Source organism: Stenotrophomonas sp. I18B00994 (assembly GCF_014145825.1).
In the GTDB taxonomy this organism is placed as follows: Bacteria; Pseudomonadota; Gammaproteobacteria; order Xanthomonadales; family Xanthomonadaceae; genus Stenotrophomonas; species Stenotrophomonas maltophilia.
Map to the genome: position 1 here is coordinate 81,914 of NZ_JACIUW010000012.1, position 16,526 is coordinate 98,439.

At 65.2% G+C, this 16,526-nt stretch carries 2 protein-coding genes; both read left to right on the forward strand.

Annotated features, from left to right (window positions below):
* Positions 1-28 precede the first annotated feature (28 nt).
* Positions 29-15,553: a hemagglutinin repeat-containing protein gene (locus H4O10_RS14520; RefSeq protein ID WP_180845675.1), complete on the forward strand. Its 15,525-nt coding sequence runs from the start codon at positions 29-31 to the stop codon at positions 15,551-15,553.
* A gap of 28 nt (positions 15,554-15,581) precedes the next feature.
* Positions 15,582-16,133, forward strand: a complete 552-nt coding sequence (locus H4O10_RS14525) for a DUF1629 domain-containing protein (RefSeq protein ID WP_197572800.1) — start codon at positions 15,582-15,584, stop codon at positions 16,131-16,133.
* The last annotated feature ends 393 nt before the right edge of the window (positions 16,134-16,526 follow it).

A 16,526-nucleotide genomic window follows, 5' to 3' on the forward strand; every position in this document is an offset into this window, starting at 1 on the left:
CCCAACAGCACCGAAAGGAATCAGCGCCGTGAACAAAGTCTACCGTCTGGTCTTCAACCGTACGCTCGGCGTCATGCAGGTCGCCTCCGAGCTGGTCAACGCTGCGCACGGCGGGATAGACCACCGCGGCGGCAATACCGTCGGCACCCTGCGGCCGATCAGTTTCGCGCTCTGGCTGGTGCTGGGCTGGGTGGGATTGGTGCAGCCGCTGTCCGCGCAGCAGGCGCCGGCTGATCGCGGCCGTATTGCCGCCGACCCCGGCGCACCGGCAAACCAGCGCCCGACGGTGATCACCTCGGCCAACGGCACGCCGCAGGTGAACATCACCACGCCCAGCGCCGGCGGTGTGTCGCGCAACACCTACCAGCAGTTCGACGTCGGCCAGCAGGGTGTCATCCTCAACAACTCGCGCGGCGACGTGCAGACCCAGCTGGGTGGCTGGGTGCAGGGCAATCCGTGGCTGGCCACCGGTACCGCGCGTGTCATCCTCAACGAGGTCAACAGCAGCAACCCCAGCCACCTCAATGGCTACGTGGAGGTCGCGGGTGCGCGGGCGCAGGTGGTCATCGCCAACCCGGCCGGCATCCAGGTCAATGGCGCAGGCTTCCTCAACGCCAGCCGGGTGACCCTCACCACCGGCACGCCGATCGTCACCAATGGCGTGCTGGACGGGTATCGCGTGGAAGGCGGCAGCATCGGAGTCGGTGGTGCAGGCCTGGATACCAGTCGCGCCGACTACACCGACATCATCACCCGTTCGTTGCAGGTCAACGCCGGCATCTGGGCCAACCAGCTGCAGGCCAGCCTGGGAAGCAACGTGGTCAGTGCCGATCACAGCAGTGTCCAGGCGCAGAAGCCAGCTTCGGCGGCGCCCGTCTTCGCGCTGGACGTGGGCGCACTGGGCGGCATGTACGCCAATCGGATCTGGCTGGTCGGCAACGAACACGGCGTGGGCGTGCGCAACGCCGGCAAGATCGGCGCGCAGGCCGGTGAACTGGTAGTCACCGCCGATGGCCGGCTGGAGAATGTCGGCGCGATGCATGCGCAGCAGGACACCCGCATCGACGCCAGCGGCGGGATTGCCAATGCCGGCACGCTCAGTGCCGAGCGTGAGCTGCGCGTGCAGACCCCGGTAGACGTCGACAATAGTGGTGGCACGCTCAATGCGCGCCGCATCGAAGTGAACGCCGATGCGCTGCGCAATCGTGGCGGCAGCATTGAACAGCTCGGAACGCAGGCGCTGCAGCTGCAGGCGGCCGATGTCAGCAATCTGCAGGGCCGCATCGGCAACGTGGCCAGCGTCTCGCCGGGTACCGGCACCGGTACCCCGCCTGGCACCGGTACGCCCGGTACGGGCAATCCGGGCACCGGCACGCCCGGCACGGGTACCCCAGGCAGCGGCTCTCCGGGCACCGGCACCCCGCCGGTCACGCCGCTCCCGCCCCTGGCAACCGGCATGCTCAACATCGCCGGAACCCTGAGCAACGACGGTGGCCGCATTGAAGCCAGCGGTGACCTGCAGCTCAGCGCCCGCAACAGCCTCGACAACAGCGACGGTACGCTGGGCGCCAGTACCCTGCAGGTACAGGGACAGGCGCTGCGCAACATGCGCGGCACCCTGCAGGTCCAGGGTGCGGCCAGCGCGCAGGTGCAGCAGCTGGACAACAGCGCCGGCCGCATGACCTTCGCCCGTGGCTTCGAGTTGAAGGCGCAGTCGGCGATCAATCGTGGCGGCAGCCTTGCCCACGGTGGCAGCGCGGCGACGACCTGGACGATCGGTCAGCTCGACAACGGCGAGGGCAGCATCTCCAGCAATGCCACGCGCCTGGGTCTGGACATCGGCACCCTGGTCAACACGAAGGGCAACATCAACCACGCCGGCAGCGAAGGGCTACTGCTGCGAGCGGAGGTACTGGAGGGTGTACAGGGCAGCATCGCTACCGCAGGCGCGGCAGACCTGCTGCTGGGCCGTGCCGACCACCGCGGCGCGCAGCTGGTCGCCCGCCAGCTCGAGCTGACGGCACAGGACTTCGACAACCGTGGCGGCCGCGTGCTGTCCACCGGCCAGCAGGCCAGTACGCTCAGCGTGCGCAATCATCTGGACAACAGCGACGGTGGCCTGCTGGCCAGCAATGCCGACCTGCAGATCGACGCAGCATCCTTTGGTAATGCCGCAGGTACCGTGCAGCAGGCGGGTACCGGCAACCTGCGCATCACCACCAACCTGCAGGGCCAGGGCGGCACCGTCCTCAGCAACGGTATCCTGCAGCTGCACGGCGATACCCTCAACCTGCGCAATGGCACCACCGCTGCACAGCGCATCGATGTACGTGCCGGCGACCTGACCACCGCGGGCGGCACGCTGACCTCGACGGGCAGTGATGCATTGCGCCTGCAGGTCGCGCGCACCCTGGACAACAGCGGCGGCACCGTGGGTGCCAATGGTGCGCTGGACATCAACGGCGGCACCGTCATCAACGATGGCGGCAAGCTGATCGCCGCAGGCACCGGCACCAGCCGCATCCATGCCAGCCAGCGGCTGCAGAACCAGCGCGGCCTGCTGTCCGGCAATGGCGACCTGGACATCACGGCCGATGGCCTGCTGAACGAGGGCGGCAGCATCGACCACGCCGGCACCGGCACGCTGAAGATCGACGCGACCTCGGTGAAGGGGACCGGTGGCAGCATTGCCAGCAACGGTCAACTGCAGTTGAGTGGGCAGCAGCTGGACCTGCAGAAGGGCAGCACCCGCGCCCGTGACGTGAAGATCGACGCTGCCGGGCTGGACACCAGTGGCGGCAGCCTGCTGTCACTGGGCGAAAATGCGATGCAGCTGCAGGTGCAGGGCCTGCTGCGCAACGACGGCGGCAGCATCAGTGCCAACGGCGCCCAGCAGATCCACGCGGGCGCGCTGTCCAACCGCGGCGGCGCGCTCAACTCGGCCGGTACCGCGGCGTCGCAGATCCGGGTCGACGGCACCCTCGACAACAGCGGCGGCAGCATTGCCAGCAATGCGGGCAACCTGAAGTTGCAGAGCGGCGCCCTGATGAACGCAGGTGGCACGCTCAGCCATGCAGGTACCGCCGGTCTGGTCATCGACACCGGGCGCCTGGACGGCGCGAAGGGACAGATCGCCACCGCCGGCGCACTGCAGCTCAACGCGGCCGAAGTCGATCACCAGGGCGCGTCGCTGACCGCCACGCAACTGGACATCACGGCAGCCGGGTGGAACAACCGGGGCGGACGCATCGTCGCCACTGGCACCGGCAGCAATACGCTGCGCGTGCAGGGCACGCTGGACAACGGCAATGGTGGCACCCTCGCCAGCAACGGCAATCTGGATATCCACGCGCGCACCTTCGGCAATGCCGGGGGAACCGTGCAGCAGGCCGGTTCCGGCAGCCTGGCCATCACCACGCAGGACCTGACCGGTGCCGGTGGCACCCTGCTCAGCAATGGTTCGCTGGACCTGCAGGGCGACAGCCTCGATCTGCGCGACGGCACCACGACGGCGCAACGCATCAGCATCGATGGTGACAGCGTGATCACGGCAGGTGGTCAGTTGAGCGCGCTGGGCGCCCAGCCCCTTCAGCTGCAGGCCCGCAGCCTGCTCGACAATACCGGCGGAACGCTGGGCAGCAATGGCGCCATCGACGTACGCGCAGGGCGCTTCGTCAACGACCATGGCAAGCTGATTGCAGCCGGTGAAGCGGCCTCTGCGATCCGGGCTGCACAGCTGGAGAACCGCAGCGGATCGATCTCTGCCAACGGCAACCTGCACATCGAGGCGGAAACACTGTCGGGCCAGGGCGGCAGTATCGGTACTGCCCGCGCGCTGGATCTGCAGGGCGGGTCGCTGGACCTCCGCGGCGGTACCGTGGCGGCCGAGCAGCTCGACATCGTGGCCGGCAGCCTGGACAACAGTGCGGGTGCGCTGCGCGCTACGGGCAGTGGAACGCTGACGATGCAGATCAGCGGTCGCTTGGCCAACGACGCCGGCACCATTGCCAGCAACGGTGCCCAGCACATCGAAGCCAGTGAGCTCTCCAACCGTGGCGGCACGCTCAGTTCGGCCGGCAGCGCGTCCACTGAGCTCCGCATCGACGGCCTGTTCGACAACAGCAACGGCATGCTGGCCAGCAATGGCGCGGCGCTGAAGATCGACGCCGGCAGCATGGCCAGCGTCAAGGGCACGCTCAGCCATGCCGGCAGCCAGGGCCTGCTGCTGCGCACCAGGCAACTGGATGGCCAGGGCGGCACCATCGCCAGCGCGGGCGCCATCACCCTGCAGGCGGGCAGCGTGGACCATCGCGGCGCTACCCTGCAGGCCGAGCGCATCGCGCTGGACGCACAGTCATTCGACAACCGCGCCGGCAAGGTCATGGCGACTGGCGCGGAGGGCAGCCGGATCGACGTGGTCGGCAGCCTGGACAACGGTGAGGGAGGCCTGCTGGCCAGCAATGGCGACCTGGGCATCCAGGCGGCGGTGTTCGGCAATGCCGGCGGTACCGTGCAGCACGCTGGCGAAGGCGTGCTTTCGATCAATACTGGAACGCTCAACGGTACGGGCGGCACGCTGGTCAGCAATGGCAGCCTGCTGCTCAAGGGCACCACCACCGACCTGCGGGCGGGTGTCACCTCGGCCAAGCGGATCGAGATGGATACCGGCACCCTGATCACCGCCGGCGGCACGCTCACCGCGACCGGCGGCGACATGCTGCGGCTGAGCGCGCGCGAACGCATCGACAACAGCGGCGGCACCGTATCCAGCAACGGTGGGCTGGACCTGCGCAGCGCCGAGCTGGTCAATGCTGGCGGTACGCTGCAGTCCGCCGGTACAGCGGCCAGCCAGCTGAACATCGGCCAGAACCTCAACAACCGTGGCGGTCGCATCCTGGCCAACGGCGAGCTCGGCATCACCGCCGGCAGCATCGACAACCAGGGCGGCACGCTGCACAGCGCTGCACGCCTGGTGGCAAAGGCCGATGGCCTGCTCGACAACAGCAACAAGGGTGTCATCGCCAGCGGTGCGGGCATGCGCGTGTCAGCGGCTTCGCTGGACAACCGCACCGGCAGCATCGAGCAGGCGGGCGACAGCCTGTTGCAGATCGATGCCGACACGCTGCAGGGTCATGCCGGCCGCATCGTCAGCAATGGCGAGCTGCAACTGAAGGGCGAGACCATCGATCTCAGTGCGGGCACCACGGCCGCGCAGCAGGTCAGCGTCGAGGCCGGCCAGCTGGACAACACGGCGGGCACGCTGACCGCTACCGGCAACCAGGCGATGTCGCTGCAGGTACGCGGCGCGCTGGGCAATGACGGCGGCACCATCGCTGCCAACGGTGCGCAGCAGATCAGCGCCGGTTCGCTGTCGAATGCGGGCGGTACCTTAAGTTCGGCAGGTACGTCCGACAGCCGGATCACCGTCACCGGCCGTTTCAACAACGGCGGCGGCACCCTCGCCAGCAATGCCGGCAACCTGCGTGTCGATGCCGGGCAACTGGTCAATGCCGCGGGCAGCATCGTCCATGCAGGGAAGGGCGTATTGACCGTACAGGCCACCCAGCTGGACGGCGCCGGCGGCAGCATCGCCACGGCAGGCGGATTGCAGCTGGATGCAGTGACCGTGGACCATCGCGGCGCCACCCTCACTGCCGATCACTTCGCCCTCAACGTCGACCGCTTCGACAACCAGAACGGCAAGCTGCTGGCGACGGGCGCGCAGGCCAGTACCGTGCAGGCCACCACGTCACTGGACAACGGTGGCAACGGCCTGATCGCCAGCAATGGCGACCTGACACTGACCAGTGCAGTGTTCGGCAATGCCGGCGGCACCGTGCAGCAAGCTGGCACCGGCATGCTGGCCATCAACACACACACCTTGAATGGCCAGGGCGGCAAGCTGCTCAGCAATGGCGCCCTGCAGTTGACCGGCGAAACCACCGACCTGCGTGACGGCACGCTGTCGGCTACCCGCATCGCCGTGGATACAGGCACGCTGCTCAACGCGGGCGGTTCGATCATCGCCTCTGGCAGCGATGCATTGAAGGTGTCCGCGCGCGACAGGCTGGACAACAGCGGTGGCACGCTTGCCGGCAATGGCACGCTGGATCTGCGCAGCGCGCAGCTGCTCAACAACCGGGGCACGATCCAGGCTGCCGGCGGCGGTATCACCACCCTGGCGATCACCCACGCGCTGGAGAATCGCGGTGGCCGCATCGTGACCACAGGAGACGCCACCCTCACCGCAGGCGCGTTCGACAATCGCGGCGGCATCGTGCACAGCGATGGCAGCAGCGCATTGACTGTGCGCGTCGACGGCATGCTCGACAACAGCGACAAGGGCACCCTGTCTGCCGGTGGCGCACTGCTGGCCGAGGCACAGTCCATCAACAACGATGGTGGTACCGTGGCTGCTGGTCAGGACATGCAGCTGACCAGCGCCGATGCGCTGCGCAACCAGGGCGGCCTGGTCCAGGCCGGCAAGCACCTGCAGGTCTCGGCCAGCGGCCTGAACAACAACAGTGGCCGGATCATCGCCAACGATCTGCAGCTGGATACCCGCGGCCAGGCACTGGACAACCGCAGCGGCATCATTGCCAGCCTTTCCGGAAACGCAGAGCTGCGCAGCGGTGCCCTGGACAACACAGGCGGCCTGCTGCAGTCGGCGGCAGCCCTCAGCATCAACACCGCCGGACAGCGGCTGATCAATGCCGGTTCCAACGGCAACGGCATTGTCAGCAGTGGCACGCTGCAGATCCGCAGCGGCGATCTGGACAACCGTGGTGGCGCGGTGTCCGCCAAGGCCGGTGCCGACGTGCAGGCCATCAACATCGACAACAGTGGCGGCGGCTCGCTGGTGAGTGCGGCCGACCTGCTGCTGCGCGCGCAGCAGCTGGCCAACACCGGTGGCAGCGTGACCGCCGGTGGCAATGCCGACATCAGCTTGCAGGGCGCGCTGCTCAACAGTGGCGGCCTGGTGGCCGCGACCGGCCGCCTCGACCTGCAGGCCGGCCATGTCGACAACCGCAATACGCTCAGCCCGGGCAATGGTCCTGCACTGGGGTTGCAGGGCAAGACCCTGCAGGTGACCACCAGCAACCTGGACAACCAGAACGGCCAGGTGATTGCCGACAACCTCGTGCTGCAGGTGAACCAGCGCCTGGACAACAGCGGTGGCCTGGTGTCGGCGGCGCTGGGCTCCGATGTCCGCGCCGATACCCTGGTCAACAGCGGCGGCACCCTGGTGGCCGGCAGGCAGCAGACCCTCCGCACCCGCGAGATCATTGGTGATGGCCGGCTGATGTCGCAGGGTGACATGACTCTGGAGCTGGGCCAGAGCCACACCAACCGTGGCGAGATGGTGGCCAACGGCACGCTGAGCCTGTCCATCCAGGGCAACCTGGACAACACCGGCAAGCTGGCCGGCGCCAACGTCAACATCAATGCGGGCAACATCACCAACGCCTCCACCGGCGAGATCAGCAGCATCGGCCTGACCCGCCTTGCAGCGGGCGGCGCACTGGTCAACTACGGCCTGCTGGACGGCAACGTCACCCATATTACCGCCGCGACCGTCGACAACATCGGCAGCGGCCGCATCTACGGTGACCGCGTCGCCATCCAGGCAAGTTCGCTCAACAACCTGGCAGCCAACATCGGCGGCGTGGACCGTGCAGGTACCATCGCCGCGCGCCAGCGCCTGGACCTCGGCGTCGGCACGCTGACCAACAGCGGCAAGAGCCTGATCTTCAGCGATGGCGACGCTGCCATCGGCGGTGCCCTGAACGGCCTGGGCGCGGTAGGCAGCGCCCAGAAGGTGGACAACATCGGCTCCACCATCGAGGTCAGCGGCAACCTGGACCTGTCCGCGCTGGCGGTGAACAACATCCGCGAGAACGTGGTCGTGGAGAAGGTCACCACCGTGCATGCACCGGTGCGGCTGGAACAACCCGGCTGGTTCAAGAACGCCAACAACAACAACCGGGATTTCCGCGCTACCTCGAATTACCAGCCGTATGAGATCTACTACCTCAACCCGGCGGACATCCTCGAAGACACCCCCTATGTCACTCCGGATGGCCAGCAGATCCGCAAGGCGGTGATCCGGCTGTCCAGCAACACCAGCGCCTATGCGTTCGCCCGCGGTGGCGTGCATGGCGCACGCGCGTCACGTGAGCGCCTGAGCGTGCAGGACGGCACGGTCACGATCTATTACGTCAGCCGCGCCGACAACCGCAACAATCCCGATCAGCTTGGCGCAGGCGCGGAAGATCCCTTCCGCGATCTGTCCACCCGTGGTCCGGGGTCGCCGCCGATCGAGTACGTGACCGATACCCTTCGGTACAACAACGCCTACGGCACCTGCACCACGACCTGCGTGCAGATCATCACCTATCCGGACTATGACAATCCGGACGCGACGCTGATCAACATGCAGCGTCACCCGCAGGAGACCAGCGGCAACGAGAAGACCCGCATTGCCACCCGCACCACCGTGGAAGACGTGGTGGTTTCGGCAGGAAACAACGCCGTGATCAACGCGGGCGGCAGCATGCGGATCAGCACCGATCGGCTGGAGAACCGTTTCGCCAACATCGCCGCGGGTCGCGACCTGGCCATCGTCGGCCTGAACCGCGATCAGTCCGAGGTGATCAATGCTGCCGAGCAGCTGACCCGTACCAGCACCTTCGACAACCAGTCCATCACCTACGGTGGCTCCTCCAGCCGCTGGAAGGCGGCACCGATCACCGAGAAGACCGGCGCGCTGGGTTCGTCGATAACCGCCGGTGGCAAGCTCACCATCGATGTCGGCAACCTGCGCAACGACAACAACGGGGGCAGCAACCCCAACGCCGGTGGTGGCAAGGGCACCGCGCAGCTGGATACCAACGGCCGCGGTGCAGGTGCGGTCGGCCCCGGCGCGGGCAGCGTGCAGGGGCCCGGCCAGAGCACAGGCCAGGGTGCCGGCAGCGTGGACGCACAGGGGCCGGGCACCGCTGGCGCGGCGCAGGGCGCCAACGGTGGTCATCAGCAGGCGGTCGCCCAGACCGACGGCGTGCGCGCGGACGCGACGGGTGCCCAGGGCCCGAGCCAGGCCGGCAACGCCGGGGCGGGTGCTGGCACGGCGCAGGACATCAATGCCGCCCAGGCCGGGCAGGCCAATGCCAACGGCCCGGCGGCGGTGCGCGCCGGAGAGCATGCCGGCAGTGGTGGCAATGCCGCAGTGGATGGCAAGCAGGCCACGACGACAACCGGTGCTGATCCGCGCGTGGTGATCACCACCAGCCCGAATGCCAGTGCACCCACCGCCAGCCTGTTCAATGTGGACGCCAACCGTGGCAACCACATCGTGGAAACCGACCCGCGCTTTGCCAGCTATCGCGATTGGCTCAGCTCGGATTACCTGCTGCAGCGCGCAGGCTTCGATCCCTCGCAGACGCAGAAGCGCCTGGGCGACGGCTTCTACGAGCAGAAGCTGGTGCGCGAGCAGATCGGCGAACTCACCGGCCGCCGCTTCCTTACCGGCCATGCCAGCGACGAGGACCAGTACCGCGCGCTGCTCGAGGCCGGTGCCACGGTGGCGAGCGAATGGGGCCTGCGCCCAGGCGTAGCGCTCACCGCCGAGCAGATGGCACGCCTGACCAGCGACATCGTCTGGCTGGTGGAAAAGGACGTCACCCTGGCCGATGGCTCGGTGGTTCGCGCGTTGGTCCCGCAGGTCTACCTGCGGGTGCTGCCGGGCGACCTTGGCAACGATGGCGCATTGCTGGCCGGCGCGGAGGTGGACGTCAAACTGCGCGGTGACCTGGTCAACAGCGGCACGATTGCCGGCCGGCAGCTGGTCAGCATCGATGCCGGCAACATCCGCAACCTGTCCGGCGGCCAGATCAGCGGTGCCCAGGTGGGCCTGTCGGCGCGGCAGGACATCGACATCATCGGCAGTACCGTCAAGGCTACCGATGCGCTGGCGTTGAAGGCCGGCGGCAACATCACCGTGGCCTCGACCACCACGGAATGGAAGGATCAGGGCGACCGCCTGTCGCAGCAGAAGACAACGCTGGATCGCGTGGCGGGCCTGTATGTCACCAACTCCGGTGGCGATGGCGTGCTGTCGGTGGTGGCCGGCGGTGACATCGGCCTCAAGGCTGCAGAGATCCGCAATGCCGGCAGCCACGGCATCACCCAGCTGGTTGCCGGTGGCAACCTGGACCTGGGTGCGCAGACGTTGGGCCAGAGCAGTGCGCTGAACCACGACAGCCGCAACCACACCAGCAACAGCCAGACCACGCATGCGGTGACGTCGATTGAGGGCGCTGGCGATGTGGTGCTGGCGGCGGGCAAGGACATCAACCTGGCTGCAACCCGCATCAAGGCCGATGGCGGCATGGCCCTGCAGGCCGGTGGCGATATCAACAGCCAGGCGCTGGTGGACAGCCGCAGCAGCGACTTCAATGCAGGTGGCAAGCGCAGCTCGCTGCAGATCAGCCAGAGTGATGAGACCGTGCGTGGCAGCCAGTTGCAGGCTGGCGACAATGTAGTGCTGAGAGCGAACCGCGATATCAACCTGACTGCCACCCAGGTTGCCAGCTCGGATGGCACGCTGAGTGTGGCGGCCGATCGCGACGTCAACCTGCTTTCGGCCAACGAAACGCATGACTTCAGCCTGGACAGCTACGACAAGAAAAAGAAAACCCTGTCGAGCACCACCACCACCCGCCACGCCGAGAGCAGCGACAGCTACGCCATTGGCACCGGCCTGATGGGCGAGAGCGTGAGCGTCACCGCCGGCCGCGATCTGACCGCCGTAGGCGCGGTGGTTGATGCCACCGGCACAGTGGTCCTCGGTGCGGGCAACAATGTGCTGATCACTTCTGCGGAAGACCATCACAGCAGTGAGTCCAGCGAGACCAGGAAGAAGTCCGGCTTCACCGGTGGCTTCTCCAATGGAACCGCTTCGATCGGCTACGGCAGCTCGAAGAACAGCAGCAGTTCTGCCGAGCAGTCGACCACCCAGGTCGGCTCCGCCATCGCCTCGCGCGAAGGCAGCGTGCTGATCAACGCCGGCAACCAGCTGACGATCGCCGCGTCCGACGTGGCCGCAGGCAAGGACCTGACCTTGGTCGGCAAGGACATCAACCTGATTGCCCGCCAGGATACGGTGGATACCCAGGCCAGCCAGTCGAGCAAGTCCAGCGGGTTCTCGGTGGGCGTCACCTACGACCCGGCCAAGGCGTACCGCACTGCACGCGACAACGCCACCGAAGGCATGGCCGACAGTGGCACGATGATGGGCCGGATCACGCGTACCGCTGAAGGCGTAGCGGCCGGCGTGTCGGCGGCCGTGCTGCCGGCGATCACGGCCGGCAGCCAGCGCTCGAACAGCAACCAGAGCCACTCCACCAGTGACGCCCGGGTCAGCAACCTCAATGCTGGCGGCAATCTCTCGCTGATCGCCAATGGCGGCTCGATCACCAGCCAGGGTGCGCAGATGACGGCCGAGGGCAATGCTGTCCTGCTGGCCACCAAGGACATCGTGTTCGATGTCGCGCACAACACCGAGCGCAGTGACAGCGACAGCCGGGGCAAGGGTTGGGGTATCGCCACCAACTCCGCCGGTCTGCCGTTTGGCACCAACAATTCGCGCAGCGAGGGCGCCGGCCAGAGCGATACCATCACCGGCACACAGCTGTCGGTGGGTGGCGGTGTACGCATGGCCACCACAGAGGGCGATATCAGCCTGACCGCCGCCAACATTGCGGCGGAAAAGGACGTCAGCATCCGCGCTGCGGGCGACCTGACGATCCGTAGTGGGCAGGACACGGTCAGCAATGCCAACCGCTCGGACAGCAAGGCGATCGGCACTGTGCAGATCTCCGATACCGAGAAGTTCTCCGGCTGGCATCGCGAGCAGCATCGCGATGACAGCGCGCAGGTCTCGCAGGTAGCCAGCACCATTGGCAGTCTCGGCGGCAACGTCAACCTCACCGCCGGTGGCAAGTACACGCAGAGCGCCAGCAATGTGGTGGCGGCCAAGGACGTGAACATCACTGCCGCTGAGATCGAGCTGCTGACCGCTGACGAAAGCGGTCACTACTCGCAGAGCGACAAGGACCTGAAGATCGGCGCCTTCGCGCGGGTGAAATCGCCGTTGATCGATCTGCTCAACAACGTCGACGCCGCCCGCAAGTCCGACGACCGCCTGCAGAAGATGCAGGGGCTTGCTGCTGGTGCCAATGCCTATCAGGCCGCCAGTGCCATCTCCAGCATGGCCGGCAAGGGCGGAGGCGGGGCACTGATCAGTGCCGAGGCCGGCGTTGGCTTCAAGACCTCCAGCAGCAGTGCCGACGGCAGCAGCCAGGTCTCGCGTGGCTCTACCATCCAGGGCGGCGGCAACGTCAACCTGACCAGCACCCAGGGCGACATCCACGTGGTGCAGGGCAACCTGAGCGCGGGCAACACGCTCAGTCTGGATTCGGCCGGTGACATCCTGCTGGAAGCCGGCAAGGCGCATGTGGCCGACCGTAGCAAGAGCAGCAATGCCGGCGCCGAAGTCGGCGTGGGCGTTGCGGTGGGTGCGCAGACCGGTGTGTATGTCTACGCCGAAGCGAGTGTGGGCAGCAGCAAGTCCAATGCCGAGAGCAGCACCTGGCAGAACACCACGCTGACCGGCAAGAACATCTCGATGAAGGCCGAGGGCGATACCACCCTTCGCGGCGCGACCGCCACCGCCGACCGCATCGACGTCAAGACGGGGGGCACGCTGACCATCGAATCGCTGCAGGACGTCGCCGAGAGCATGTCCAAGAACAGCCAGGTGGGCGGCCGCGTGCAGGTCTCGTTCGGCACCGCGTGGAACGCCGACGGCTACGCCAGCGGAGGCAAGGCCAACGGTAGCTATCAGGGCGTTGGCCAGCAGAGCGGCCTGTTTGCCGGCAATGGTGGTTATCACGTGGATGCTGGCCACGTGAATCTGGTGGGCGGCGCGATCGCCAGCACCAATGCAGGAAACAGCGAGCTGACTGCGGATTCGCTGACGTTTACCGACCTGCAGAACCATATGGACTACAAGGCCACGTCGGGCAGCATCAGCGGTGGCTTCGGCAGCAGTGGCAAGGGCCCGACGGACAAGAGTGTGGGAGCGGTTGAGCAGCTGCAGGGTATCGGCAGCAGCATCAAATCCGGAACGTTCGGCGGCGTGGATGGTGTCGGGTTCGGCGGTGGACTGCCGATGCATGAAAGTGGCAGCGACAGTTCAAGCACGCGTGCAACACTGACCGAGGGCAATATCACCATCGGCGGCAGGAAGACCACAGCGGCCGAACTTGGTGTCAATACCGATGCAGCTGCGGCACACCGCGCGCTGGAGGCAATGCCGGATGCCAACAAGATGCTGGCCGATCAGCAGGCGATGGCGAATGCAGCAGGCACGGTACTGGCCACCAGCAAGCAGATCGCATCGGACATTGGAAGCTACGGGATCAACAAGATCACTGATGCCTACCTGGAAGGGAAGAGCGCCGCAGAGAAGGAGGCGTTTGCCAACCTCAGTTCCAAGGACCAGTACGCCGCCCTTGCCGGATTTGACAGCTCCTACCCTGATGCACTGGTCACGCAGCAGAAGTGGGCACCCGACGGTACCTACGGCCGTGCGCTCAACGCGGTCTCCACCGCGCTGGTCGGCGGCGTGGCAGGGCAGGCAGGTGGTCAGGTCATCCCGAACACACTCGCGCCCTACGCCGCTGAGCTGATTGGAAAGACATTCGATCCAAACAAGCAGAGCGCCGTCCCAAGTGAGGCGATGCAGATGCTCTCGCACGCGCTTCTTGGCGCGCTGCTTGCGGAGGCGAATGGGGGTTCGGCGGGTACCGGAGCCGCTGCTGCAGGAGGTGGTGAACTGGCAGCCAAATTCCTGGGTGACTACTACGCGCGGCAGAATGGCGGGCAGCTGACTCCGGAGCAGGAACAGCAGATCAAGGCATTGGGCCAGGCGGTCGGCGCGATGGCTGGTGGGATTGGTGGAGACGGAGCCATGGGTGCGGCGTTGGGAGCCACCATCGCCAAGAACTCCGTCGAGAACAACTACCTGAATCATGCAGAGCGCATGCAGTTCCTGGACGCCATGCTTAGCTGCATGAAGAGCGGGGAGCGTTGCGGCGAACAGAAGGAGCTGGCAGCGCTGTCGGATGCGCGCAATACGGCACTGATTGCAGCATGTACCGCGGCTGCCGATTCGCCTGCCTGCCGCGCAGAGCAGTCGAAACTGGGTGACGCCTATTGGTCACTTACCCAGAATGATTCCACCTATCTGCGATGGATCAACGACAATGGCCTTGATCTGGCCCAGGCGGCACTGACGAAGGGCAATGGTGGCCAGCTCGCCTCCGATCTGCTGACGCATACGTCTTCCCTGGATGCCCGTTACAAGATCACCTGTGCAGCGGCAGGGCGCTGCGATCCATTCACCGCCGGCATGCTCGCGTTGAATGGGAAGACACAGGAGGCGGCGGCCAACGCGGCACTGAATCTGCTGTTCGACAAGGCGGGCTCGGGAGCAGGCGTGGTGACCAACGCGGGTGGAATGGTCATGGACATGGCGAAGATGAATGCCATCTACATGTCCATTGAGAGCACCAAGCAGGCCTTGAACGACTTCCAGCGCATCGGTGAAATTGGCGGCTGGGGTGTCATGAAGGAAAAGGGCGCCGGCGCCTGGTCGTCCATTTCAGGCTACTTCGGGAACGGCTGGGATGCGGCGACCTACGAGCTGGGCCTGAACCAGAAATGGAACCTGGCCGATGTGGCCGCAAACGGATTCACCAAGGGTGACATGGGGCTGGACGTCGCATTGGCTGTGATCAGCCTGGGTGATGTCACCGCGATGCGGGCGGCCGCGAAGGCCAGGAAACTGGCGGCGTTGGAGTCAGGCGCCGCTGCAAAGCCGGTGGCACCCGATCTGGTCCCCCCGCGACAGCCGGCAGACGTCCCGGCGCCTGTGAACAAGCCGTTGGCACTGCCTTCGCCAGAGTTCAATGTTCCCAACGGTTACACGCTGGTCAAGAACGCCGATGGCACGGCCAGCGTTACTGGTCCGCGAGGAGGAACCTACACCTCGACCGGGAGATATACGGATGAAGGCAAGCCGATCTTCAAAGACAATAGTGGGGGTTACGTCACCTTGGATGGTGCGCGTTCATCGGTCCCCGCTCCCGTCGATTTCGAGTCTGCTCCCAAGCATCATATTTGCACCAATAAATGTCTTGTGGGGGCCAATGGAAAGGTCGCGTGGACCAAAGAGTACATGCGGTTCTTCGAAGGCGCAGGGCTTGATATAAACAAGTCTGTAGAGAATCTGGTTGCAGTCAAGGGCCATCGTGGGCCGCACCCTGAGGCATACCATCAGTACGTATATGATAATCTTGACAGAGCGACCAGTGGCTTGAAGCCTGGCACGGCAGCGTACAACTCTGCAGTCACAAGAACGCTGGAGAGGATGAAGGCAGAAGCGGTTATCGTGGGAAGTCAGGTCAACAAGTGGTTGACGAGGAGTTGAGTTGAAATACTTTCGCATCAGGCCCGACATGAGCATTGCAGAGCGATGGACTCTAGGGAATATCAATCATGTGGATAACTGGCTCTTCATAGATCCTCCCGTCAACTTCATGGAACCTGGGACCTACAGCCTTGATCTCGTGAATTGTGGGGTTGAGGTCGATTACTCTCTTGCCGGGTATGCAAGTGTTCCAGTGGTAAGTGCGAGATTTCGAGATGCGCTTGTTGGCTTGCCTGAGTTCGATGAGCCCTATATGAATGTCGTTGTCGAACCATTGATCATCGAGGGTCAGGATGTTCGTGGCGAGTACTCTGTATTGATCGTGGAGACGCGCGTTGACTGCGTAGACGAAGGTCGTTCCGATTTCATGAAGTTTGAAGAGGATGATCCGGTCAGACCGGATCTCGCGGGTCAGTACAGGGCGTTCACGAAACTCATTGTCGATCGAGAGAGGATCGGCGCGAGGCATATTTTCCGAATCGAGAAATTCATGGGCGCGTTGATCGTGAGTGAAGAGGTGAGGCGTCGCCTGGATGAGGCTGGGGTGGTTGGTGCGGTCTACGATCCTGTTACTGAATGAGTAATCAATCAGTACATGGAAAGTTGACAAAATGCGTGGCGCTACCGACCTGTTATGGGTATGTATCTATCCATCTGGTCGGCGTGCTTGGTCGCAGGGGCGATTGTCTTCCTCGATTCTGAGTTCCGAATCAGCTCCCTCCGCTGCGGTCAGGTGCGCGTGGTGGCACTCATTCCATGTGATCTACTGTGGGGTTTGGTTCGCTGTATCCTCATGCTTGGGTTGGTCACCCTACCTGTCCTGAGTATCGTGGCGATCGTGCGCTTCATGCGGCACCGCAGCTGCGGGCGTCCTGAACTATTTTGCTTATTTGTTCGTTGGTTGTTTTCGGACTTTCCGCGACGTACTTCACTTCCTGCTGGATATCCGCTCAGGGCCAAGGGGGGGGGCAGC

Bases quoted from the DNA above. Each gene is read 5' to 3' on its own strand.
- H4O10_RS14525 (WP_197572800.1), top strand. From the start codon at position 15,582: ATGAGCATTGCAGAGCGATGGACTCTAGGGAATATCAATCATGTGGAT.